The sequence below is a fragment of the uncultured Clostridium sp. genome, assembly GCF_937920395.1.
GTDB lineage: Bacteria > Bacillota > Clostridia > Clostridiales > Clostridiaceae > Clostridium_AD.
The window spans coordinates 1-19,137 of record NZ_CALEVF010000074.1 but is presented as its reverse complement, the minus strand read 5'-3'; the positions used below and the strand labels follow the sequence as shown (position 1 = coordinate 19,137).

Below are 19,137 nucleotides of genomic sequence, written 5' to 3'. Positions count from 1 at the left end.
GAGAAGGTGGAAGAACAGTAGGTTCTGGAGTTGTTACTTCAATAGTTAAATAGTAATTAACAAAATATTTATTACAATCAATTGATGATTTATAATATAATAAAAGCTTTTATTATTAAGGGGAAGAGGACGCTCTTCTCCTTTTAAATACAAAAAAATCATGTATAATTATGAATAAAAAAGAATGATATAAAAAAAAATAAATAATAAAAGAAAATACTTGTCAAAGCAAAAGAAATGTTGTATACTTTAGAGGTTGTATTGTGGTAACAGTGATGAGGTAAGAGGTTGCCGGACTTCCGGGTAATTCTTCACCGAACATGTCCTGATCTTGAATCGGGCGACGGGGTTCCTACGATTGTTTCATGTTTTTATTTCACGAAACACCCGGAACAGTTTACAGAACATCCGCTGTTGCACGTAAGAAGTAGAGCGTGCGATGAAAAGGAGGAAATAATAATGATAAAGCAAAAAATTAGAATTAGATTAAAGGCTTTTGATCACAACATACTAGATCAATCAGCTGAGAAAATTGTTCAAACTGCTAAAAGCACAGGAGCTAAAGTAGCTGGTCCAGTACCACTACCTACAGAAAAAGATGTAATTACAGTATTAAGAGCTCCACATAAATATAAAGATTCGAGAGAACAATTCGAAATAAGAACTCACAAGAGGCTAATAGATATCATTAGTCCATCACCTAAAACTGTTGATGCTCTAATGAGACTCGACTTACCAGCTGGTGTTGATATCGAAATAAAATTATAAGCGTACATAGAAGTGCGATAAAGCGCAAGTAATAGGTTACTATTACTAACTATTATGATCACTATTGTGGTCCGCTAATAAGTAGGAGGTGTATTTTCATGAAAAAAGGAATAATGGGTAAAAAGCTTGGTATGACTCAGATATTTGATGAAAATAGAAGTGTTGTTCCAGTAACAGTTGTTGAAGCAGGTCCATGTGTTGTTGTTCAAATAAAAACTGTTGAAAATGATGGTTATAGTGCAATTAAAGTTGGTTTTGGTGACATAAGAGAAAAGTTAGTTAACAAACCAATGCAAGGACAATTTGCTAAAGCAGGTACTTCTTTAAGAAGATTCGTAAAAGAATTTAGAATGGAAGATACAAGTGCTTATGAAGTAGGTCAAGAATTTAAGGCTGATATATTTGCAGCTGGAGATAAAATTGACGTATCAGGAATATCTAAAGGTAAGGGATTCCAAGGTTGTATTAAAAGATGGAATCAACACACAGGACCAATGAGTCATGGTTCTAAATTTAAGAGAGCAGTTGGATCAATGGGAGCATCTTCTGATCCATCAAAAACGTTTAAAAATAAACGTATGCCAGGTCACATGGGTAATGTTAGTAGAACAGTAATGAACCTTGTAATAGTTAAAGTAATGCCTGAAAAGAACATTATATTAATTAAAGGTGGTATTCCAGGACCAAACAAAGGTACAGTTGTAATAAGAAATGCTGTTAAAGCGTAACTTTAAAGAAAGGAGGATGCAGAATGCTTACATTAGATTTATTTAACAAACAAGCACAAAAGGTTGGAGACATTCAATTAAATGAAAGTATATTTGGAGTTGAAATCAATGCAGATGCTATGCATCAAGTTGTTGTAGCACAACTTGCAAATAAAAGACAAGGAACTCAATCAGCTAAAACTAGAGCTGAAGTTCGAGGCGGTGGAATTAAGCCTTGGAGACAAAAAGGAACTGGTAGAGCAAGACAAGGTTCTATTAGAGCGCCACAATGGATACATGGTGGTATAGTGTTTGCTCCAAAGCCAAGAGATTACCGTATGTCTGTACCAAAGTCAATGAGAAGAGTTGCTTTCAAATCAGCTTTATCAGCTAAAGTAGCTGAAAATGAAATGATAGTAATTGATAGTTTAGAATTTGACTCACCAAAAACTAAGGCAATGTTAGAGATTTTAAAAGCTTTTGATGCTAAGAAAACTTTAATAGTTGTTGAAACTTCAGATGAGAATGTTTATAAATCAGGAAGAAATATACCTGGAGTACAAGTTACACCAGTAAATAACTTGAATGTTTATGACATACTTAAATATGAAAAATTCATAGTTACAAAGGATGCTGTATCTAAGATTGAGGAGGTGTATATATAATGAAGCTAACTAGCCATGATATTATAAGAAAACCAGTAATTACTGAAAAAAGTATGGCGGTAATGGCTGATAAAAAATACACCTTTATAGTTGATATCCATGCAAATAAAACTCAGGTTAAAAAAGCAGTAGAAGAAGTATTTGGAGTTGTCGTTGAAAATGTAAGAACTTTAAAAAATATAGGTAAAACTAAAAGAGTTGGAGTTCACATTGGAAAAAGGGCAGACTTTAAAAAAGCTATTGTTACTTTAACAACAGAAAGTAAAACAATTGAGTTTTTTGATGGTATGTAATTATTAAGCTAGTATTGGCAGAAGCCAGATAAGCGAGAAAAAAGGAGGGAATTCACATGGCAATTAAAAAATTCAGACCCACCACACCTTCAAGAAGAAATATGACTATGTCTGATTTTGAAGAAATAACAACAGATAAGCCACTAAAATCACTTCTTGTAAGTACAAAAAGACAAGGTGGTAGAAATAATCAAGGTAAAATAACTGTTCGTCACCGAGGTGGTGGAGCTAAACAAAGTTATAGATTAATTGATTTTAAGAGAAATAAAGATGCAATTCCAGCAAAAGTTTCTACAATTGAGTATGATCCAAACAGATCTGCTTACATAGCTCTTGTTGTTTATGCTGATGGTGAAAAAAGATACATAATCGCTCCAGTTGGTTTAAAAGTTGGAGATGTAATTGTATCCGGTCCCGATGCTGATATAAAAGTTGGAAATACACTTCCAATAATTAATATACCATTGGGTTCTACAATCCATAATATAGAATTACAAGTAGGAAAAGGTGCTCAACTTGTAAGATCTGCAGGTTCTTCAGCTCAGCTTATGGCTAAAGAAGGAGAATATGCTCAAGTAAGACTTCCAAGTGGTGAGGTAAGATATATTAGAGTAAACTGTAGAGCTACTATAGGAACAGTTTCTAATTTAACTCATGACATTGTTAACATAGGTAAAGCAGGAAGAAAAAGACACTTAGGATTTAGACCTACAGTCAGAGGATCAGTAATGAATCCGAACGATCATCCACATGGTGGTGGAGAAGGTAAGTCACCAGTTGGTCACGCTAGTCCAATGACACCTTGGGGTAAACCAGCATTAGGATATAAAACTAGAAAAACCAAAAAATACTCTGACAAATTTATTGTCAAAGGTAAAAATAGAAAATAGTTTGGGGAGAATTAATTCTCTTGAAAACTATGTTTATTGTGTATGAAGGGAGGCCACAAAATGAGTAGATCAGTAAAAAAAGGACCTTATGTACAAGAAGTTCTGTTAAAAAGAATAAATGAAATGAACAAAAGTGGTGAGAAAAAAGTAATAAAGACTTGGTCAAGAAGTTCTACTATTTTCCCACAAATGATAGGGCATACTATCGCAGTTCATGATGGAAGAAAACATGTGCCAGTTTATGTTCTAGAAGATATGGTAGGACATAAATTAGGAGAATTCGCATTAACTAGAACATTTAAAGGACACATTGACAGAGAAAGAACTAGCAAAGTAAAATAGTGCTGGAAGGAGGAAACAATCAATGGAGGCTAAAGCTATAGCTAAATACGTAAGAACTTCTTCAATGAAAATGGGGATCGTTCTTGGGTTAATAAGAGGTAAAAATGTAAATGAAGCTTTTGCTATATTACAATACACTCCAAAAAATGCAGCTGAAGTAATTAATAAAGTACTTAAATCAGCTGTAGCAAACGCTGAAAACAACTTAAATTTAGATATTAATAGACTATTTGTTGCTGAAGCTTATGCATGCCAAGGTCCAACACTTAAGAGGTTTAGACCGCGTGCACAAGGAAGAGCTTATAGAATAAGAAAAAGATCTAGTCATGTTACTATTATAGTTACAGAGAGATCATAAAAAGGAGGGTTATAGCGTGGGACAGAAAATACATCCACACGGCTTTAGAGTCGGTGTAATAAAAGATTGGAGTTCTAAATGGTATGCAGATAAAAAGAATTTTTCAGATAATCTTGTTGAAGATTTTAAGATTAGAAAATTCTTAAAAAGTAAACTTTATACAGCTGGAATTTCTAAAATTGAAATCGAAAGAGCAGCAAAAAGAGTTAAAATCAACATACACACTGCTAAACCAGGAATGGTAATTGGTAGAGGTGGCTCTGGTATTGAAGTTATAAAACTTGATATGAAAAAATTAGTAGCTGATAAAAATGTTTTAATTAACATAGTAGAAGTTAAACAAGCAGAAAACAATGCTCAATTAATGTCAGAAAATGTTGCTTCTCAATTAGAAAAAAGAATTTCTTTTAGAAGAGCAATGAAACAGACAATTCAAAGAGCTATGAGATCTAATGTAAAGGGAGTCAAGATTGCTTGTGCAGGAAGACTTGGCGGAGCTGAAATAGCTAGAACTGAACATTATCATGAAGGTACAATACCTTGCCAAACATTAAGAGCTGATATAGATTATGGATTTGCAGAAGCAAATACAGTATATGGTAAAATAGGCGTTAAAGTTTGGGTTTATAGAGGTGAAATTCTTCCTACAAAGAAAACTGTTAAGGAAGAAGTAGAAGCGTAGGAACGTAGAAGTGTAAGGAAGGAGGAATAAGACATGTTAATGCCTAAAAGATCTAAACATCGTAAGGTTCAACGTGGTAGAATGAGAGGAAAAGCTACAAGAGGAAACTTTATTGCATATGGTGATTATGCATTACAAGCCATGGAATGTGGTTGGGTTAAAAGTAATCAAATTGAAGCTGCCAGAGTTGCTATCAATAGAGAAGTTAAAAGAGGCGGAAAGCTTTGGATAAAAATATTCCCTGATAAGCCAGTAACTGAAAAACCAGCTGAAACTCGTATGGGTTCAGGTAAAGGATCAGTAGAATATTGGGTAGCAGTTGTTAAGCCAGGTAGAGTCTTATTCGAAATCGCAGGAGTAACAGAAGAAGCAGCTAGAGAGGCAATGAGACTTGCTTCACACAAACTTCCAATAAAAACTAAGTTTGTATCTAGAAAAGATTTCGAGGAAATGGGTGGTGAAGTCATTGAAGGCTAATGAATTAAAAGAATTAAGACAAAGTGATCCTCAAGATTTACTAGTGAAAATGTCTGATCTTAAGGCAGAATTATTTAACCTTAGATTTCAGTTAGCTACAGGGCAACTAGAAAATCCTATGAGAATTAAGCAAGTGAAAAAATCTATAGCCCAAATTAAGACCATCCTTAGGCAAGAAGAAATAAAGGCTTTAGAACAGTAAAACTGAAAGGAGGTTGCTTTTGTGGAAAGAAATAATAGAAAAACAAGAACAGGTAGAGTAGTTTCTGATAAAATGGATAAGACAATAGTTGTTGCAATTGAAACAAAAGTTCGTCATCCATTATACGGAAAAATAATTAATACAACAACAAAGTTTAAAGCTCATGATGAAAATAATGAAGCTAAAATTAACGACAAAGTTACAATTATGGAAACTAGACCATTATCTAAAGATAAAAGATGGAGAATTACTGGTATAGTTGAAAAAGCTAAATAACATTTCAGTTCAACGACTGAAAGGAGGGTATTTGATATGATACAACAGCAAAGTAAATTAAAAGTCGCAGATAATTCTGGTGCAAAAGAAATTATGTGTATTAGAGTATTAGGTGGTTCCAAGAGAAAATGGGGAAACATCAGTGACACAATAGTTGCTAGCGTAAAAAGTGCAACACCAGGTGGAGTTGTTAAAAAAGGTGAAGTTGTTAAAGCAGTTATAGTCAGATCAGTTAAAGGGTTAAGAAGAGCAGACGGAACTTACGTTAGATTTGATGATAATGCTGCTGTTATTATAAAAGACGACAAAACCCCAAAAGGAACTCGTATATTCGGACCTGTTGCAAGGGAGTTAAGGGATAAAGACTTCACTAAGATCTTATCACTAGCGCCTGAAGTTCTATAAGATAGGAGGTGTCTAACATGGCAGTTAAAAAAGTACACGTGAAAAAAAATGATTCAGTAATGGTAATTTCAGGTAAAGACAAAGGTAAAATAAGCGAAGTCTTAGCTGTGTATCCTAAAACTGGTAAAGTTTTAGTGAAAGATGTTAGTGTAATTACAAAACATCAGAAACCAAGCAAACAAAATATGCAAGGTGGTATAACTCACAGAGAAGCAGCTATTAATAGTTCTAAGGTTATGTTATATTGCACAAAGTGCAGAAATGTAACAAGAATAAATAGTAAGATTCTAGAAGATGGAACTAAGGTAAGAGTTTGCAAAAAATGTGCAGAAACATTTTAATTCCTGAAAGGAGGTTTAACATATGAGTTCAAGACTACAAGAAAAATATGAAAAAGAAGTAGTTCAAGCTTTGATGGAGAAATTCGGTTATAAAAATATAATGGAAGTACCTAAGCTTGAAAAGATAGTATTGAATATGGGAGTTGGAGAAGCTAAAGATAACTCTAAGGTATTAGATTCAGCAATAAGTGATATGCAGACTATTGCAGGTCAAAAGCCAATTATAACAAGAGCAAAAAAATCTATAGCTAACTTTAAACTAAGAGAAAATACACCAATAGGGTGTAAAGTTACTTTAAGAAAAGCTCAAATGTTCGAATTCGCCGATAAATTAATGAACGTTGCATTACCTAGAGTTAGAGATTTTAGAGGAGCATCTTCTAAAGCTTTTGATGGTAGAGGAAATTATGCTATAGGAATTAAAGAACAACTTATTTTTCCTGAAATAGAATATGATAAAGTTGATAAAATTAGAGGAATGGATATAATATTCGTTACTACAGCAAAGACAGACGAGGAAGCAAGAGAATTATTAAGATTCCTTGGAATGCCATTTGCTCAATAATTAGGAGGGAAACATATGGCACGTAAGGCTTTAATAGAGAAGTGGAAAAAAGAACCTAAATATTCAACTAGAGCTTATACAAGATGCAGACTTTGCGGAAGACCACATTCAGTATTACAAAAATTTGGTATATGCCGTATCTGTTTTAGAGAACTTGCACACAAGGGAGAAATTCCTGGTTGCAGAAAAGCAAGTTGGTAATTAGAACATTCTAATGAAAGGAGGCACGAAAAATGGTTATGACTGACCCAATCGCAGATTTGCTAACACGTATAAGAAACGCAAATGTTGTAAGACATGAAATAGTAGAAGTACCTTCATCAACTATAAAGAAGGAAATAGCAAATATATTACTTCAAGAAGGTTACCTTAAAAATATCGAAGAGTACAATGATGGTGTCGTTCCTATGATGAGACTTGCAATGAAATATGGTCAAAACAAGGAAAGAGTTATCACTGGACTTAAGAGAATATCTAAACCTGGTTTAAGGGTATATTCTAAAAATGAAGATATTCCAAAAGTATTGAATGGATTAGGAGTTGCTATAATATCAACTTCTAAAGGATTAGTAGCAGATAGAGAAGCTAGAAAATTAGGCCTAGGCGGAGAAGTTATTTGTTATATTTGGTAGTCTAATAATTCTAAGGCATAACGGTTATAATTTGTTATGTACATAGTAATAATAGATAATTAGTTAACAATTAAAAGAGATATATGGGATATAATTATGAATAATGGTTATATGCTTGAAAAGAATACAGGAGGTGTAAGTATGTCAAGAATCGGAAGACTTCCAGTAGTTATACCTAATGGAGTAACTGTTACAGTTTCACCAGTTAATGTTGTTAATGTAAAAGGACCAAAAGGTGAGCTAACTCAAAACATGAGTACTAAAATGAATATAGCTATGGAAGACAATACTGTGGTAGTTACAAGACCTAGTGATGTAAAAGAGCATAGAGCTCTTCATGGATTGACAAGATCATTAATAAACAATATGGTTATCGGCGTTGTAGAGGGATATGAGAAAACACTTGAATTAGTTGGTGTTGGATATAGAGCTCAACTTAAAGACGGTAAAATAACATTAAGTCTTGGATATTCACATCCAGTTATAATTGATGCAGTTCCAGGAATCCAATTTGTATTACCAGATGCTAATAAAATAATAGTAAAAGGTATTGATAAGCAATTAGTTGGAGCTGTTGCGGCAGAAATAAGAACTTGGAGAAAACCAGAACCTTACAAAGGCAAAGGAATCAGATATTCTGGAGAAATTGTTAGACGTAAGGAAGGTAAAACAGGTAAATAAGTAGGAAGGAGTGAATGATGTGTTCAAGAAAGACGATAGACAAAAGTCAAGAGTTAAGCGTCATCTTAGAGTTCGTAAAAAGATCTTTGGTACAGCAGAAAGACCAAGATTAGCTGTATACAGAAGTGAAAAGAACATATATGCTCAAGTAATAGATGATGTTGCAAAAATCACATTAGTTTCTGCTTCAAGCATAGATAAAGCTTTTGAACCAAAAGTTGGAAGCAATAAAGATGCGGCAAAATTAGTAGGTAAAATGATTGGTGAAAGAGCACTTGAAAAAGGAATAAAAGACGTAGTATTTGACAGAGGCGGTTATGTATATCACGGTAGAGTACAAAACCTCGCTGAAGGAGCAAGAGAAGCTGGACTTAAATTCTAAGAGAAGGAGGGAAACACATGAAAATTGATCCTAGCACATTAGATCTTAAAGAAAAAGTAGTTAACATAAACAGAGTTGCTAAGGTTGTTAAAGGTGGAAGAAACTTCAGATTCAGCGCATTAGTTGTTGTTGGAGACGAAAACGGACACGTTGGCGTTGGTATGGGTAAATCTGTAGAAATTCCTGAAGCAATTAGAAAAGGAATAGAAGATGCTAAGAAAAATCTAGTAAACGTGGCTATGGTTGGAACAACTATTCCACATACTATAGATGGTAAGTTTGGTACTGCGGTAATACACATAATGCCCGGTGCTGAAGGTACAGGAGTTCTTGCTGGTGGTCCAGTTAGAGCGGTTCTAGAATTATCAGGATTAAAGGATGTTAGAGCTAAATCTTTAGGTTCTAGCAATCCTAGAAACGTAGTTAATGCTACTATTGATGGTTTATCAAGATTAAGAACAGCAGAAGACGTTGCTAAATTAAGAGGTAAGACTGTAGAAGAAATTTTAAGATAGGAGGGGAAAACCTTGGCTAAAGTTAAGATAACATTGGTTAAAAGCTTAATTGGTAGAAAGAAAGAACATATTGCTACTGTTAATGCTTTAGGATTAAGAAAAATACGAAAAAGTGTTGAGCACGAGGAAACTCCTCAGATCAAAGGCATGATTAACAAAGTTATATATCTAATAAAAGTAGAGCAAGTATAAAAACGAGGAGGTGTTGACATGAAACTTCATGAGTTAAAACCTGCGGAAGGTTCAAAAAAATCTCCTAAGAGAATCGGTAGAGGTACTGCTACTGGTTGGGGAAAAACTGCAGGAAGAGGTCAAGATGGACAGAACTCTAGATCCGGTGGTGGAACAAGACCAGGATTTGAAGGCGGTCAGATGCCTTTATATAGGAGATTACCTAAAAGAGGTTTTACAAATATTTTTGCAAAACAATACTCTTGTATAAATGTAGATAGACTTAATGTATTCGCAGATGGTACAGAAGTTACACAGGAATTGTTAGTAGAGAAAAGAATTATAAGAAAGATACATGACGGAGTTAAAATACTTGGTAATGGTAATTTAGAAAAGAATTTGACTGTAAAAGTATCTAAACTCTCGAAAGCAGCAGCTGAAAAAATTACAGCAGCTGGGGGAAAAGTTGAGGTGATATAAATGCTATCAACCATACGTAATGCCTGGAAAATTCCTGATTTAAAAAAACGTATGATATTTACGCTACTTATGGTTGTAATTATGCGGGTAGGTATTTTCATTCCTGTTCCTGGTGTAGATGCTAGCAAGTTAGCAAGTTTAACTAGTAATGGAGGAACATTATTTAGTTTTTACGATATGCTTTCTGGTGGTGCATTTGGTAAGTTTAGTATTTTCGCAATGGGTGTTGGTCCATACATAAACGCATCTATTATAATGCAGTTATTAGTAATTGCAATTCCATACTTAGAGCAACTTTCTAAAGAAGGACTCGAAGGACGTAAGAAAATACAAGATTATACTAGATATGCTTCAATAGTATTAGGAGCTTTGCAAGCTTTTGGTATGTATGCAATTATTGCAGGTACTGGAGCATTTTCAGATACATCTAGTTTGACCATATTTTTAGTGGTACTAACGATGACCACTTCATCAACATTTTTGGTGTGGATAGGTGAACAAATAACAGGTAAAGGTATTGGTAATGGTGTTTCACTGATAATATTTATTAATATTATATCAGGGTTACCTGCACTTGCATATAAAATTGCTGGACTTCAAAAGGCTGGCACTGTAAATTTTGTAGAAGTTATAATGTTTGTTGTAGTTGCTGCAGCTTTATTAGTTGCAGTAGTAATAGCAAGTTTAAGCGAAAGAAGAATCCCAGTACAATATGCAGGGAAAGCTGTTGGAAACAAAGTTTTCAAAGGACAATCAACACACATTCCAATTGGTGTAAACGCATCTGGAGTTATCGGTATAATTTTTGCTATGTCAGTAATGACATTCCCAGAAACAATAGCACAACTTAAACCGGCATCTGCAATTGCAAAATTCATCGTAGGAAGTCCTTGGAGCATATTTGAAAGAAACAGTTGGAAATATGCATTAGTGTATTTTGTATTAATAGTATTTTTTACATGGTTTTATACTCAGGTAACATTTAAACCAGATGAAATGGCTGAAAATATGCATAAATCATCAGGCTTTATACCAGGGATTAGACCGGGAGAAAATACAGCAACATATATAGATAGCGTACTTACTAAGGTTTCAATACTTGGAGGAACTTTTGCTGCAGTAGTAGCAATATTTCCTATTATAACAGAGGGATTCACTAAGTTTCAGGGAATATACTTTGGAGGCACTATGTTATTAATTATGGTTAATGTTGGTATAGAAACATTGAGACAACTTGAATCACAATTGGTAATGCGCCACTATAAAGGATTCCTTAAATAAAATAATACCAGGAGATGATACTATGAGAATAATCTTGTTAGGTCCTCCGGGAGCTGGAAAAGGAACTCAAGCTAAGTCAATTAGCGATAAGTTCTCGATACCACATATATCAACCGGGGATATATTCAGAAAGAATATTTCAGAAAAAACCCCTCTTGGAATTGAAGCTAAGAAGCATATTGATAAGGGCCATTTGGTTCCTGATAAATTGACTATAGATATAATAAAAGATAGGTTAGATAATGAAGATTGTGTTAATGGTTTTTTATTAGATGGCTATCCTAGAACTGTTAATCAAGGTGAAGCCTTAAAAACCTTATTGGATGAAAAAGGTATACACCTTGATACAGCATTATTAATAAAGGTACCTAGAGAATTCATTCTAGATAGAATGACTGGTCGTAGAGTTTGTCTTAACTGTGGTGCTAGTTATCATATTACATTTAATCCATCGAAAATAGATGGTAAGTGTGATTTATGTGGAAGTGATCTTGTTCAAAGAGCTGATGACACTGAAGAAACCGTTAATGAACGGATTGACATATATGAAGCTCAAACACAACCATTGATAAAGTATTACGGTGACAAAAACTTATTATCAGAAGTTGATGGGACACAAGAAATTAATAGTGTATTTGACAGCATCTGTAGTATCTTAGATGATATAAAATAATGATAAGCATTAAAAGTAATGTGGAAATTTAATTTATGAGAGATGCGGGTAAAGTGGTTGAAAAGGCTCTTGCAATAATTGAAGGGGTAATAAAACCGGAATATCCACTGCAGAACTAAATAAATTAGCTGAAGAGTTCATAATAAAACAGGGTGCTAAAACATCCTTTAAGGGTTATTGTGGATTTCCAGCGTCCATATGAACATCTGTTAATGATGAAGTGGTTCATGGATTTCCATCTAACCGGGTTTTGCTTGAAGGAGACATAATTAGCATAGATTGTGCTTTCCTGAAATATTAACATTGAACTAATTGAGGTGAATGATTTGGACAAAAATAGCCTTATAGGTAAGGTGGTACATTCTAAAGCAGGAAGAGATATGCACAAAACTTTTATTGTTGTAGGTATACTAAATGATGAATATGTGTATATTTCTGATGGTGAGTTAAGAAGAATCGAGAAACCTAAAAAGAAGAAAGTTAAGCATCTAAATTTTACAGGCACTTTAGCTGAAGAAATTAGAGATATGATTTTATCTGAAAATGAGGTTACTAATTCTAAAATTAAAATATTTTTGCAATCTGCAGATATTGGTAAGGAGGTTTGATTACCTTATGTCAAAAGATGATATAATAGAAATGCAAGGTGTTGTAGTAGAAACTTTGCCCAATGCAATATTTCAAGTTGAATTGGAGAGTGGGCATAAAATATTAGCTCATATCTCAGGTAAGTTAAGAATGAATTTTATAAGAATATTGCCAGGAGACAAGGTTACAGTAGAACTTTCCCCATATGATTTAACACGTGGGAGAATAACTTGGAGAGACAAGTAATAAGGAGGGTTAGCTATGAAAGTAAGACCATCAGTTAAACCTATGTGCGAAAAATGTAAGGTTATAAAGAGAAAAGGAAGAGTAATGGTTATCTGTGAAAATCCTAAGCATAAACAAAAACAAGGTTGATCGGTTTTATTTATAAGAAGTATTAACATTAAGTAGTAATTATAAGTTAATATTTTAATAATAAATCGCTATTACATCGTTTTAGAAGCTAAAGATGTGATAAAATTATAACAACAATTACGTGGGAGGTGTAAACAGTAAATGGCAAGAATAGCAGGTATTGACCTACCAAGAGAAAAAAGAGTTGAAATTGGTTTAACATATATATTTGGTATAGGCTTAACAAAATCTCAAGGTATTATTAAAACTGTTGGGATAAATCCAGATACAAGAGTTAAGGATTTAACTGAAGAAGAAGTTAATGAGTTAAGAACTTACATTCAAAAGAACTTTATAATTGAGGGTGACTTAAGAAGAAGAGTTGCATTAGATATAAAAAGGTTAATGGAAGTTGGATGTTATAGAGGTATAAGACATAGAAAAGGTCTTCCAGTAAGAGGACAAAAAACTAAAACTAATGCAAGAACAAGAAAAGGTCCTAAGAAAACAATGACTGGTAAGAAGAAATAGTAAGGAGGGAATAACATGGCTCAAAAAGTTAAAAGAAGTAGAAGAAAAAAAGAAAGAAAAAATGTTGAGCACGGTTGTGCACACATAAAGTCTACTTTCAATAATTCCATCGTTACACTTACAGATGTAGCTGGTAATGCTTTATCTTGGTCTAGTGCAGGCGGATTAGGATTTAGAGGATCTAGGAAAAGTACTCCATTTGCAGCTCAAATGGCAGCAGAAGCTGCTACAAAAGCAGCTATGGAGCACGGACTAAAAAGTGTTGACGTATTTGTTAAAGGACCAGGAGCAGGTAGAGAAGCGGCAATTAGGTCACTTCAAGCGGCTGGATTAGAAATAACATTAATCAAAGACGTTACTCCAATTCCTCATAATGGATGTAGACCACCAAAGAGAAGAAGAGTTTGATTTATAGTTTATAAAAACAGGAGGTGTAATTTGAATGGCAAGATATACTGGAGCTACTTGTAGACTTTGCAGAAGAGAAGGTATGAAGCTCAACCTTAAGGGTGATAGATGCTTTACAGATAAATGTGCATTTGCCAGAAGAGGCTATGCACCAGGACAACATGGACAAAGTAAGAAAAAAATGTCCAATTACGGATTACAATTGAGAGAAAAACAAAAAGCTAAGAGAATATACGGAATACTTGAAAGTCAATTTAGAAGATACTATGAAAAAGCTGACAAGTTAAGAGGAATAACTGGTGAAAACTTATTAAGACTCTTAGAAGTTAGACTTGATAACGTTGTTTATAGATTGGGTTATGGTAATTCAAGACAAGAAGCTAGGCAACTAGTTACTCACGGACATTTCTTAGTTAATGGTAAAAAGGTAGATATTCCTTCTTACAGTTTAACAGCAAATGAAGTAGTGTCTGCATGTGAAAAAAGCAGAGCTACTGAGAAGTTTAAGGTTTTCCTTGAAAACCCTAAAACCTTACCAAATTGGTTAGAAGCTAACTTAGAAAAATTTGAAGGAAAAGTTTTAGCACAACCAACTAGGGAAGATATAGATGTTCCTGTTAATGAAACGTTAATCGTCGAATTATACAGTAAATAGTCATCAATATAGAATCAGTTGCCCTCATAATAGGTTGCCAATTAAAAAAGGGAGGGTTTATATGTTGGAAATAGAAAAGCCAAAAATAGAATGTGTAGAAACAGCTGAAGATGGTTCTTATGGTAAATTTATAATTGAACCATTGGAAAGAGGTTATGGTATAACTTTAGGTAATGCATTAAGAAGAATTCTTCTTTCTTCTTTACCTGGAGTTGCTACAACAGCAGTTAAGATTGATACAGTACTTCACGAATTTTCCACAGTTAAAGGTGTTAAAGAAGATGTTACAGAGTTAATTCTAAACATCAAAAGCTTAGCATTAACAATGGAAGGTGAAGGCCCTAGAACAGTTTACATTGATGCTAAAGGACCCGGAGTAGTTACTGGAGCAGATATTAGCACTGATGGAGATGTAGTGGTAGTTAACAGTGATTTACATATAGCAACATTGGATGACGATGCTAAATTATATATGGAACTAACGGTTAATAGAGGTAGAGGATATGTGTCTATGGCTAAAAACAAGACAGATGAATTACCAATAGCTACAATACCAGTAGACTCAATTTATACTCCTGTTAAAAGAGTGAATTTTGCTGTTGAAAACACAAGAGTAGGCCAAATTACTGATTATGATAAATTAACAATTGAAATTTGGACTAATGGAACAATTAGACCAGATGAGGCTATTGGTTTATCAGCTAAAATTCTTATTGAACACTTTAAATTATTTATGACATTAACAGATCATGCTGATAATGTTGAAATAATGGTTGAAAAAGAAGAAGATAAGAAAGAAAAAGTTCTTGAAATGACTATTGAAGAATTAGACCTTTCAGTTAGAAGCTATAATTGCTTGAAAAGAGCTGGAATTAATACAGTTCAAGAATTAACAGAAAGATCAATGGATGATATGATGAAGGTTAGAAACTTGGGTAAGAAATCACTTGAAGAAGTTGAACAGAAACTTCAAGCTTTGAGTTTGAACTTAAAACTAACTGAAGAGTAAGGAGGGAAATACATGGCAATGTACCGTAAGTTAGGACGCGCCACTGATCAAAGAATTGCAATGTTTAGAAGTCTTGCAACTAATTTGTTGAAGTATGGTAAGATTGAAACTACAGTAACTAGAGCAAAAGAAACTAGAAAATTTGCTGAAAGAATGATAACTCTTGGAAAAAGAGGAGATCTTCATGCTAGAAGGCAAGCACTTGCATTCATTACTGAAGAAAGCGTAGTTAAAGATTTATTTGATAATATTGCACCCAAATATGCTGATAGAAACGGCGGATATACTAGAATCATGAAAATGGGTCCAAGAAGAGGCGACGCAGCAGAAATGAGTATAATAGAATTAGTATAGTTTGAGCAAAGGGGATTAAGTGGGAACAAACTTAATCCCCATTTTCTTATTAATATTTATTTGATTTTGAAAAAAGATTTCTACTGAAATTGAAATTAAGCAATTTGGTAGATTTTTAATTTTATCATATTTATAAACGTTGGGAGTGACACTTATGGGTGAAAAAATGGTTATATGTAATAAGCTTGTTTATAAGTACCCGCAAAGTGAAGGTGAAGAACCTAAAGTAGCCATAGATGGATTAGATCTAGAGGTTGATAGGGGCGAGTTTTTAGTGGTACTAGGCCATAATGGCTCAGGAAAATCAACTTTTGCTAAACATGTAAATGCACTGCTAATACCAACAGACGGGGAAATATATGTGGATGGATTACAAACATCTGTAGAAGCCAATCTATGGAATATTAGACATGTAGCAGGTATGGTATTCCAAAATCCAGATAATCAAATTGTTGCAACTATAGTAGAAGAAGATGTAGCATTTGGTCCAGAGAATTTAGGATTAGAGCCTAAAGAAATTAGAAAAAGAGTAGATGACGCGTTAAAAAGTGTGCATATGTACGAATATAGAAAACATGCTCCACATTTGCTTTCAGGTGGTCAAAAACAAAGAGTAGCTATTGCTGGTATTCTTGCTATGATGCCCAAATGTATTGTTTTCGATGAACCAACAGCGATGCTTGATCCATATGGTAGAAAAGAAGTTATGAGTACTATAAAAAAGATAAACAAAAACTATGGTATAACAATTATTTTAATAACACATAATATGGAAGAAGCTGTAGAAGCAGATAGAATTGTTGTTATGGATAATGGTAAAATTGTAATGAATGGAAAACCAAAAGAAATATTTAGAAACGTAGCTACTATGAAAAAAATAGGTTTAGATGTTCCGCAGGTAACAGAACTTGCGTACGAACTTAGACAGAATGGTATCAATATAGAATCTGATATACTAACTATAGATGAGATGGTGAATGCATTATGTCAATTAAAATAGAAAATTTAACTTATATATATATGCCAAAAACTCCTTTTGAAAAAAAAGCTATAGATGATGTATCTCTAGAAATAAAGCAGGGAGAATTTGTAGCACTCATTGGCCATACAGGCTCTGGTAAATCGACTCTAATTCAACATATAAATGGGTTGCTAAAACCAACATCGGGTGCGATTTTAGTAGATGATATTGATATAACAAAGAAAAAAATGAAATTAACAAGTATAAGAAAAAAAGTTGGGCTAGTATTTCAATATCCCGAATATCAACTTTTTGAGGAAACAATTGAAAAAGACATTTCATTTGGACCGAAAAATTTAGGTCTAGATAATGATGAAATAAATAGAAGAGTTCAAAGAGCAATGAAAATTGTTGGACTTGATTACGAAGAATATAAAGATAAATCACCTTTTGAGATAAGTGGTGGTCAAAAGAGAAGAGTAGCTATTGCTGGAGTAGTGGCTATGGAGCCTAGGGTATTAATCTTAGATGAACCAACTGCAGGGCTTGATCCAAAAGGAAGAGACGATATCTTAAATAAAATTGTTGAGCTTTATAAAGCAAACAATATGACTATAATTTTAGTATCGCATAGCATGGAAGATGTAGCTAAAGTTGCAAATAGGATTTTAGTAATGGATAAGGGCAAATGCATCTTAGATGGAACACCTGAGAAAATTTTTAGAGAAATAGATACATTAGAAAGTGTTGGTCTTGCAGTACCACAGGTAACCTATTTAATTAGGGAACTTCGTAATAAAGGATTTGATTTATCTCAAGATATATTTACAATAGAAAAAGCTAAACAAGAGTTGCTTAAGATACTCAAAAAAGATTTGTAGGGCTCTTTTGCTTGAATAAAACATCATATTTAAAATAGTAATATGTGCTTTTTACAGCGGTTTGGAGGAATTTGTATGATCAAAGATATTACAATAGGACAATATATACCAGGAAATTCTTTTATACATAAATTAGATCCAAGATTTAAGATAATAATATCTATATTATTTATTATTGACTTGTTTCTAGTCAATCAATTTATAGGCTATTTATATGTACTTATATTTATTATAGTCACAATACTAATAGCAAATCTATCTTTAAAGTATATTTATAATGGTTTAAAACCTATTTTAATTTTATTACTTATCACGGCAATATTAAATATTTTTATGACTGGAGGGAATGGAAGCCCTCCACTTATTCAATGGCATTTTATAAAAATTTATAAAGAAGGTTTAGTTATTGCTGCTTTTATGATTATTAGATTAGTCTTTTTAATTATGGGAACATCCATATTGACACTTACAACATCACCAATAGAACTAACTGATGGTATAGAGAGTCTACTTAACCCATTTAAAAAAATAGGAGTACCAGCCCATGAACTAGCAATGATGATGACTATAGCATTAAGGTTCATTCCAACTTTAATGGATGAGACTGATAAAATAATGAAGGCACAAATGGCCAGAGGTGCTGACTTTGAATCTGGTAATTTAATAAGTAGGGCTAAAAGCTTAATCCCTATTCTAGTACCTTTATTTATAAGTTCTTTTAGGCGGGCAGATGAGTTAGCAATGGCTATGGAATCTAGATGTTATAGGGGTGGAGAAGGAAGAACTAGAATGAAGCAACTAAAAGTTACTAAAAGAGATTATATTGCAAGTTGTTCATTTATACTGCTGTTTGTCATTACTATTGTTAGTAGATCATAGTATTCTACTAAAATGCAAAGGATTATTAAATCCTAAGTATAAATAGAAAGGGGCGTGATGCAGTGAGAAATATCAAGATTATTATAGAGTATGATGGAACAAACTACTCAGGGTGGCAAAGGCAAAACAATGTTATGACTATTCAAGAAAAAGTTGAAAGTGCTATAGAGGATATTACAGGTGAAAAAATTAAGATTACAGGTTCTAGTAGAACCGATGCTGGAGTTCATGCAAAAGGGTATGTGGGTAACTTTTATACAAATAGCAAAATAATCATAGAAAAATTTACAGGAGCTATTAATAGTAAGCTTCCAAGAGATATCATGATCTTACATTCTTTTGAGGTACCATATGAGTTTCATTCAAGGTATAACAGTAAAGGTAAGATGTATAGTTATACTATAAGTAATAGACAAGTAGCTATTGCAGTAGGTCGTAATTACATATATCATCATAGGTGGATATTGGATATAGAGGCTATGAAACTAGGGGCTGATTATTTTATGGGTACCCATGATTTCTCGGCTTTCAAAAATCTGGGTAGTTCTGCAAAAACATCAGTAAGAACTATTTTTAGGTTAGATATTATAAAGAATGAAGATATTATAAAAATATATATCGCTGCTGATGGATTTTTATATAATATGGTTAGAATAATAGTTGGAGCATTAATTAGAGTTGGAGAGGGAAAGATAAAACCAAGCGAGATTAGTGACATAATTAAGTCGAAA

General features: G+C 33.3%; 35 protein-coding genes and 1 pseudogene. All 36 read left to right on the top strand.

Annotation, left to right across the window (positions count from 1 at the left end; translation table 11 throughout):
* The first annotated feature begins 459 nt into the window (after positions 1 to 459).
* Positions 460 to 768 (top strand): 30S ribosomal protein S10, encoded by a 309-nt coding sequence (rpsJ, locus tag Q0649_RS08170; protein WP_071614633.1) that lies wholly within the window; start codon positions 460 to 462, stop codon positions 766 to 768.
* Between the two features lie 98 nt (positions 769 to 866).
* A complete protein-coding gene (gene rplC / locus Q0649_RS08165) occupies positions 867 to 1,496 on the top strand; it encodes a 50S ribosomal protein L3 (RefSeq protein WP_298840030.1) in 630 nt (209 codons plus the stop codon).
* Positions 1,497 to 1,519: 23 nt separating this feature from the next.
* A complete protein-coding gene (gene rplD / locus Q0649_RS08160; RefSeq protein WP_298840028.1) occupies positions 1,520 to 2,140 on the top strand; it encodes a 50S ribosomal protein L4 in 621 nt (206 codons plus the stop codon).
* Positions 2,140 to 2,433 (top strand): 50S ribosomal protein L23, encoded by a 294-nt coding sequence (gene rplW, locus Q0649_RS08155; protein ID WP_071614630.1) that lies wholly within the window; start codon positions 2,140 to 2,142, stop codon positions 2,431 to 2,433. The genes rplD and rplW overlap by 1 nt, the downstream gene beginning before the upstream one ends.
* 56 nt (positions 2,434 to 2,489) lie before the next feature.
* Complete coding sequence (gene rplB / locus Q0649_RS08150) at positions 2,490 to 3,323, top strand: 50S ribosomal protein L2 (protein ID WP_298840024.1); 834 nt, start codon at positions 2,490 to 2,492, stop codon at positions 3,321 to 3,323.
* A gap of 60 nt (positions 3,324 to 3,383) precedes the next feature.
* Positions 3,384 to 3,665 (top strand): 30S ribosomal protein S19, encoded by a 282-nt coding sequence (gene rpsS / locus Q0649_RS08145; RefSeq protein WP_298840021.1) that lies wholly within the window; start codon positions 3,384 to 3,386, stop codon positions 3,663 to 3,665.
* Positions 3,666 to 3,687: 22 nt separating this feature from the next.
* Entirely contained in the window at positions 3,688 to 4,023 is a 336-nt protein-coding gene (gene rplV / locus Q0649_RS08140; protein ID WP_216149109.1) for a 50S ribosomal protein L22, read from the top strand.
* 16 nt (positions 4,024 to 4,039) lie between these two features.
* Positions 4,040 to 4,705: a 30S ribosomal protein S3 gene (gene rpsC, locus Q0649_RS08135; RefSeq protein ID WP_216149111.1), complete on the top strand. Its 666-nt coding sequence runs from the start codon at positions 4,040 to 4,042 to the stop codon at positions 4,703 to 4,705.
* Positions 4,706 to 4,738: 33 nt separating this feature from the next.
* Positions 4,739 to 5,182 (top strand): 50S ribosomal protein L16, encoded by a 444-nt coding sequence (rplP, locus tag Q0649_RS08130; RefSeq protein WP_298840012.1) that lies wholly within the window; start codon positions 4,739 to 4,741, stop codon positions 5,180 to 5,182.
* A complete protein-coding gene (gene rpmC, locus Q0649_RS08125; protein WP_298840010.1) occupies positions 5,172 to 5,384 on the top strand; it encodes a 50S ribosomal protein L29 in 213 nt (70 codons plus the stop codon). The genes rplP and rpmC overlap by 11 nt, the downstream gene beginning before the upstream one ends.
* A 21-nt stretch (positions 5,385 to 5,405) precedes the next feature.
* Positions 5,406 to 5,660, top strand: coding sequence for a 30S ribosomal protein S17 (rpsQ, locus tag Q0649_RS08120; protein WP_071614623.1), 255 nt, complete (start codon positions 5,406 to 5,408; stop codon positions 5,658 to 5,660).
* A 36-nt stretch (positions 5,661 to 5,696) separates the two neighbouring features.
* Positions 5,697 to 6,065, top strand: a complete 369-nt coding sequence (gene rplN, locus Q0649_RS08115) for a 50S ribosomal protein L14 (RefSeq protein WP_071614622.1) — start codon at positions 5,697 to 5,699, stop codon at positions 6,063 to 6,065.
* 17 nt (positions 6,066 to 6,082) lie between these two features.
* On the top strand, positions 6,083 to 6,406 hold the full coding sequence (gene rplX / locus Q0649_RS08110) for a 50S ribosomal protein L24 (RefSeq protein WP_298840001.1): 324 nt from the start codon (positions 6,083 to 6,085) through the stop codon (positions 6,404 to 6,406).
* A 22-nt stretch (positions 6,407 to 6,428) separates the two neighbouring features.
* On the top strand, positions 6,429 to 6,971 hold the full coding sequence (rplE, locus tag Q0649_RS08105) for a 50S ribosomal protein L5 (RefSeq protein WP_298839998.1): 543 nt from the start codon (positions 6,429 to 6,431) through the stop codon (positions 6,969 to 6,971).
* Between the two features lie 15 nt (positions 6,972 to 6,986).
* Positions 6,987 to 7,172, top strand: coding sequence for a type Z 30S ribosomal protein S14 (locus tag Q0649_RS08100; RefSeq protein WP_071614619.1), 186 nt, complete (start codon positions 6,987 to 6,989; stop codon positions 7,170 to 7,172).
* 32 nt (positions 7,173 to 7,204) lie between these two features.
* Positions 7,205 to 7,603 carry a 30S ribosomal protein S8 gene (gene rpsH, locus Q0649_RS08095; RefSeq protein ID WP_071614618.1) on the top strand — a complete coding sequence of 133 codons (399 nt, stop codon included), beginning with the start codon at positions 7,205 to 7,207 and terminating at the stop codon, positions 7,601 to 7,603.
* A gap of 141 nt (positions 7,604 to 7,744) precedes the next feature.
* Positions 7,745 to 8,284, top strand: a complete 540-nt coding sequence (gene rplF, locus Q0649_RS08090) for a 50S ribosomal protein L6 (protein ID WP_298840033.1) — start codon at positions 7,745 to 7,747, stop codon at positions 8,282 to 8,284.
* A gap of 19 nt (positions 8,285 to 8,303) precedes the next feature.
* Positions 8,304 to 8,666, top strand: coding sequence for a 50S ribosomal protein L18 (rplR, locus tag Q0649_RS08085; protein ID WP_298839993.1), 363 nt, complete (start codon positions 8,304 to 8,306; stop codon positions 8,664 to 8,666).
* A gap of 17 nt (positions 8,667 to 8,683) precedes the next feature.
* Entirely contained in the window at positions 8,684 to 9,181 is a 498-nt protein-coding gene (gene rpsE / locus Q0649_RS08080) for a 30S ribosomal protein S5 (RefSeq protein ID WP_298839990.1), read from the top strand.
* Between the two features lie 12 nt (positions 9,182 to 9,193).
* A complete protein-coding gene (gene rpmD, locus Q0649_RS08075) occupies positions 9,194 to 9,373 on the top strand; it encodes a 50S ribosomal protein L30 (RefSeq protein ID WP_216149119.1) in 180 nt (59 codons plus the stop codon).
* Positions 9,374 to 9,391: 18 nt separating this feature from the next.
* Positions 9,392 to 9,832, top strand: a complete 441-nt coding sequence (gene rplO, locus Q0649_RS08070) for a 50S ribosomal protein L15 (protein WP_298839988.1) — start codon at positions 9,392 to 9,394, stop codon at positions 9,830 to 9,832.
* Positions 9,833 to 11,113 (top strand): preprotein translocase subunit SecY, encoded by a 1,281-nt coding sequence (gene secY, locus Q0649_RS08065; RefSeq protein WP_298839986.1) that lies wholly within the window; start codon positions 9,833 to 9,835, stop codon positions 11,111 to 11,113.
* A gap of 22 nt (positions 11,114 to 11,135) precedes the next feature.
* Positions 11,136 to 11,786 (top strand): adenylate kinase, encoded by a 651-nt coding sequence (locus tag Q0649_RS08060; protein WP_298839984.1) that lies wholly within the window; start codon positions 11,136 to 11,138, stop codon positions 11,784 to 11,786.
* Between the two features lie 35 nt (positions 11,787 to 11,821).
* Positions 11,822 to 12,069 (top strand): annotated as a pseudogene (locus Q0649_RS08055) (M24 family metallopeptidase); the annotation flags it as partial.
* A gap of 43 nt (positions 12,070 to 12,112) precedes the next feature.
* Positions 12,113 to 12,394, top strand: coding sequence for a KOW domain-containing RNA-binding protein (locus Q0649_RS08050; protein ID WP_298839983.1), 282 nt, complete (start codon positions 12,113 to 12,115; stop codon positions 12,392 to 12,394).
* Between the two features lie 7 nt (positions 12,395 to 12,401).
* Positions 12,402 to 12,620 carry a translation initiation factor IF-1 gene (infA, locus tag Q0649_RS08045; RefSeq protein ID WP_071614608.1) on the top strand — a complete coding sequence of 73 codons (219 nt, stop codon included), beginning with the start codon at positions 12,402 to 12,404 and terminating at the stop codon, positions 12,618 to 12,620.
* A gap of 15 nt (positions 12,621 to 12,635) precedes the next feature.
* Positions 12,636 to 12,749 (top strand): 50S ribosomal protein L36, encoded by a 114-nt coding sequence (rpmJ, locus tag Q0649_RS08040; RefSeq protein ID WP_021122033.1) that lies wholly within the window; start codon positions 12,636 to 12,638, stop codon positions 12,747 to 12,749.
* A gap of 141 nt (positions 12,750 to 12,890) precedes the next feature.
* On the top strand, positions 12,891 to 13,259 hold the full coding sequence (gene rpsM / locus Q0649_RS08035) for a 30S ribosomal protein S13 (protein WP_298839887.1): 369 nt from the start codon (positions 12,891 to 12,893) through the stop codon (positions 13,257 to 13,259).
* 15 nt (positions 13,260 to 13,274) lie between these two features.
* On the top strand, positions 13,275 to 13,667 hold the full coding sequence (rpsK, locus tag Q0649_RS08030; RefSeq protein ID WP_216149130.1) for a 30S ribosomal protein S11: 393 nt from the start codon (positions 13,275 to 13,277) through the stop codon (positions 13,665 to 13,667).
* Between the two features lie 34 nt (positions 13,668 to 13,701).
* Entirely contained in the window at positions 13,702 to 14,322 is a 621-nt protein-coding gene (rpsD, locus tag Q0649_RS08025; RefSeq protein WP_298839877.1) for a 30S ribosomal protein S4, read from the top strand.
* 61 nt (positions 14,323 to 14,383) lie between these two features.
* Complete coding sequence (locus Q0649_RS08020) at positions 14,384 to 15,331, top strand: DNA-directed RNA polymerase subunit alpha (RefSeq protein ID WP_298839874.1); 948 nt, start codon at positions 14,384 to 14,386, stop codon at positions 15,329 to 15,331.
* A gap of 12 nt (positions 15,332 to 15,343) precedes the next feature.
* Positions 15,344 to 15,685, top strand: a complete 342-nt coding sequence (gene rplQ, locus Q0649_RS08015) for a 50S ribosomal protein L17 (RefSeq protein ID WP_298839871.1) — start codon at positions 15,344 to 15,346, stop codon at positions 15,683 to 15,685.
* 154 nt (positions 15,686 to 15,839) lie between these two features.
* On the top strand, positions 15,840 to 16,685 hold the full coding sequence (locus Q0649_RS08010; RefSeq protein WP_298839868.1) for an energy-coupling factor transporter ATPase: 846 nt from the start codon (positions 15,840 to 15,842) through the stop codon (positions 16,683 to 16,685).
* Complete coding sequence (locus Q0649_RS08005) at positions 16,670 to 17,527, top strand: energy-coupling factor transporter ATPase (protein WP_298839865.1); 858 nt, start codon at positions 16,670 to 16,672, stop codon at positions 17,525 to 17,527. The genes Q0649_RS08010 and Q0649_RS08005 overlap by 16 nt, the downstream gene beginning before the upstream one ends.
* A 75-nt stretch (positions 17,528 to 17,602) precedes the next feature.
* Complete coding sequence (locus Q0649_RS08000; protein WP_298839863.1) at positions 17,603 to 18,406, top strand: energy-coupling factor transporter transmembrane protein EcfT; 804 nt, start codon at positions 17,603 to 17,605, stop codon at positions 18,404 to 18,406.
* 62 nt (positions 18,407 to 18,468) lie between these two features.
* The coding region (truA, locus tag Q0649_RS07995) for a tRNA pseudouridine(38-40) synthase TruA (protein WP_298839860.1) at positions 18,469 to 19,137 on the top strand (669 nt) is incomplete at its 3' end.

Bases quoted from the DNA above. Each gene is read 5' to 3' on its own strand.
- rplE (WP_298839998.1), top strand. From the start codon at position 6,429: ATGAGTTCAAGACTACAAGAAAAATATGAAAAAGAAGTAGTTCAAGCT.
- rplW (WP_071614630.1), top strand. From the start codon at position 2,140: ATGAAGCTAACTAGCCATGATATTATAAGAAAACCAGTAATTACTGAA.
- rpsD (WP_298839877.1), top strand. From the start codon at position 13,702: ATGGCAAGATATACTGGAGCTACTTGTAGACTTTGCAGAAGAGAAGGT.
- rpsK (WP_216149130.1), top strand. From the start codon at position 13,275: ATGGCTCAAAAAGTTAAAAGAAGTAGAAGAAAAAAAGAAAGAAAAAAT.
- Q0649_RS08000 (WP_298839863.1), top strand. From the start codon at position 17,603: ATGATCAAAGATATTACAATAGGACAATATATACCAGGAAATTCTTTT.
- rplP (WP_298840012.1), top strand. From the start codon at position 4,739: ATGTTAATGCCTAAAAGATCTAAACATCGTAAGGTTCAACGTGGTAGA.
- rplC (WP_298840030.1), top strand. From the start codon at position 867: ATGAAAAAAGGAATAATGGGTAAAAAGCTTGGTATGACTCAGATATTT.
- rpsM (WP_298839887.1), top strand. From the start codon at position 12,891: ATGGCAAGAATAGCAGGTATTGACCTACCAAGAGAAAAAAGAGTTGAA.
- rpsE (WP_298839990.1), top strand. From the start codon at position 8,684: ATGAAAATTGATCCTAGCACATTAGATCTTAAAGAAAAAGTAGTTAAC.
- Q0649_RS08005 (WP_298839865.1), top strand. From the start codon at position 16,670: ATGTCAATTAAAATAGAAAATTTAACTTATATATATATGCCAAAAACT.
- Q0649_RS08060 (WP_298839984.1), top strand. From the start codon at position 11,136: ATGAGAATAATCTTGTTAGGTCCTCCGGGAGCTGGAAAAGGAACTCAA.
- rplO (WP_298839988.1), top strand. From the start codon at position 9,392: ATGAAACTTCATGAGTTAAAACCTGCGGAAGGTTCAAAAAAATCTCCT.
- rplB (WP_298840024.1), top strand. From the start codon at position 2,490: ATGGCAATTAAAAAATTCAGACCCACCACACCTTCAAGAAGAAATATG.
- rplV (WP_216149109.1), top strand. From the start codon at position 3,688: ATGGAGGCTAAAGCTATAGCTAAATACGTAAGAACTTCTTCAATGAAA.
- rpsJ (WP_071614633.1), top strand. From the start codon at position 460: ATGATAAAGCAAAAAATTAGAATTAGATTAAAGGCTTTTGATCACAAC.
- rplF (WP_298840033.1), top strand. From the start codon at position 7,745: ATGTCAAGAATCGGAAGACTTCCAGTAGTTATACCTAATGGAGTAACT.
- rpsH (WP_071614618.1), top strand. From the start codon at position 7,205: ATGGTTATGACTGACCCAATCGCAGATTTGCTAACACGTATAAGAAAC.
- infA (WP_071614608.1), top strand. From the start codon at position 12,402: ATGTCAAAAGATGATATAATAGAAATGCAAGGTGTTGTAGTAGAAACT.
- rplD (WP_298840028.1), top strand. From the start codon at position 1,520: ATGCTTACATTAGATTTATTTAACAAACAAGCACAAAAGGTTGGAGAC.
- rpsS (WP_298840021.1), top strand. From the start codon at position 3,384: ATGAGTAGATCAGTAAAAAAAGGACCTTATGTACAAGAAGTTCTGTTA.
- rpmJ (WP_021122033.1), top strand. From the start codon at position 12,636: ATGAAAGTAAGACCATCAGTTAAACCTATGTGCGAAAAATGTAAGGTT.
- rplQ (WP_298839871.1), top strand. From the start codon at position 15,344: ATGGCAATGTACCGTAAGTTAGGACGCGCCACTGATCAAAGAATTGCA.
- rplN (WP_071614622.1), top strand. From the start codon at position 5,697: ATGATACAACAGCAAAGTAAATTAAAAGTCGCAGATAATTCTGGTGCA.
- Q0649_RS08010 (WP_298839868.1), top strand. From the start codon at position 15,840: ATGGGTGAAAAAATGGTTATATGTAATAAGCTTGTTTATAAGTACCCG.
- secY (WP_298839986.1), top strand. From the start codon at position 9,833: ATGCTATCAACCATACGTAATGCCTGGAAAATTCCTGATTTAAAAAAA.
- Q0649_RS08020 (WP_298839874.1), top strand. From the start codon at position 14,384: ATGTTGGAAATAGAAAAGCCAAAAATAGAATGTGTAGAAACAGCTGAA.
- rplX (WP_298840001.1), top strand. From the start codon at position 6,083: ATGGCAGTTAAAAAAGTACACGTGAAAAAAAATGATTCAGTAATGGTA.
- Q0649_RS08100 (WP_071614619.1), top strand. From the start codon at position 6,987: ATGGCACGTAAGGCTTTAATAGAGAAGTGGAAAAAAGAACCTAAATAT.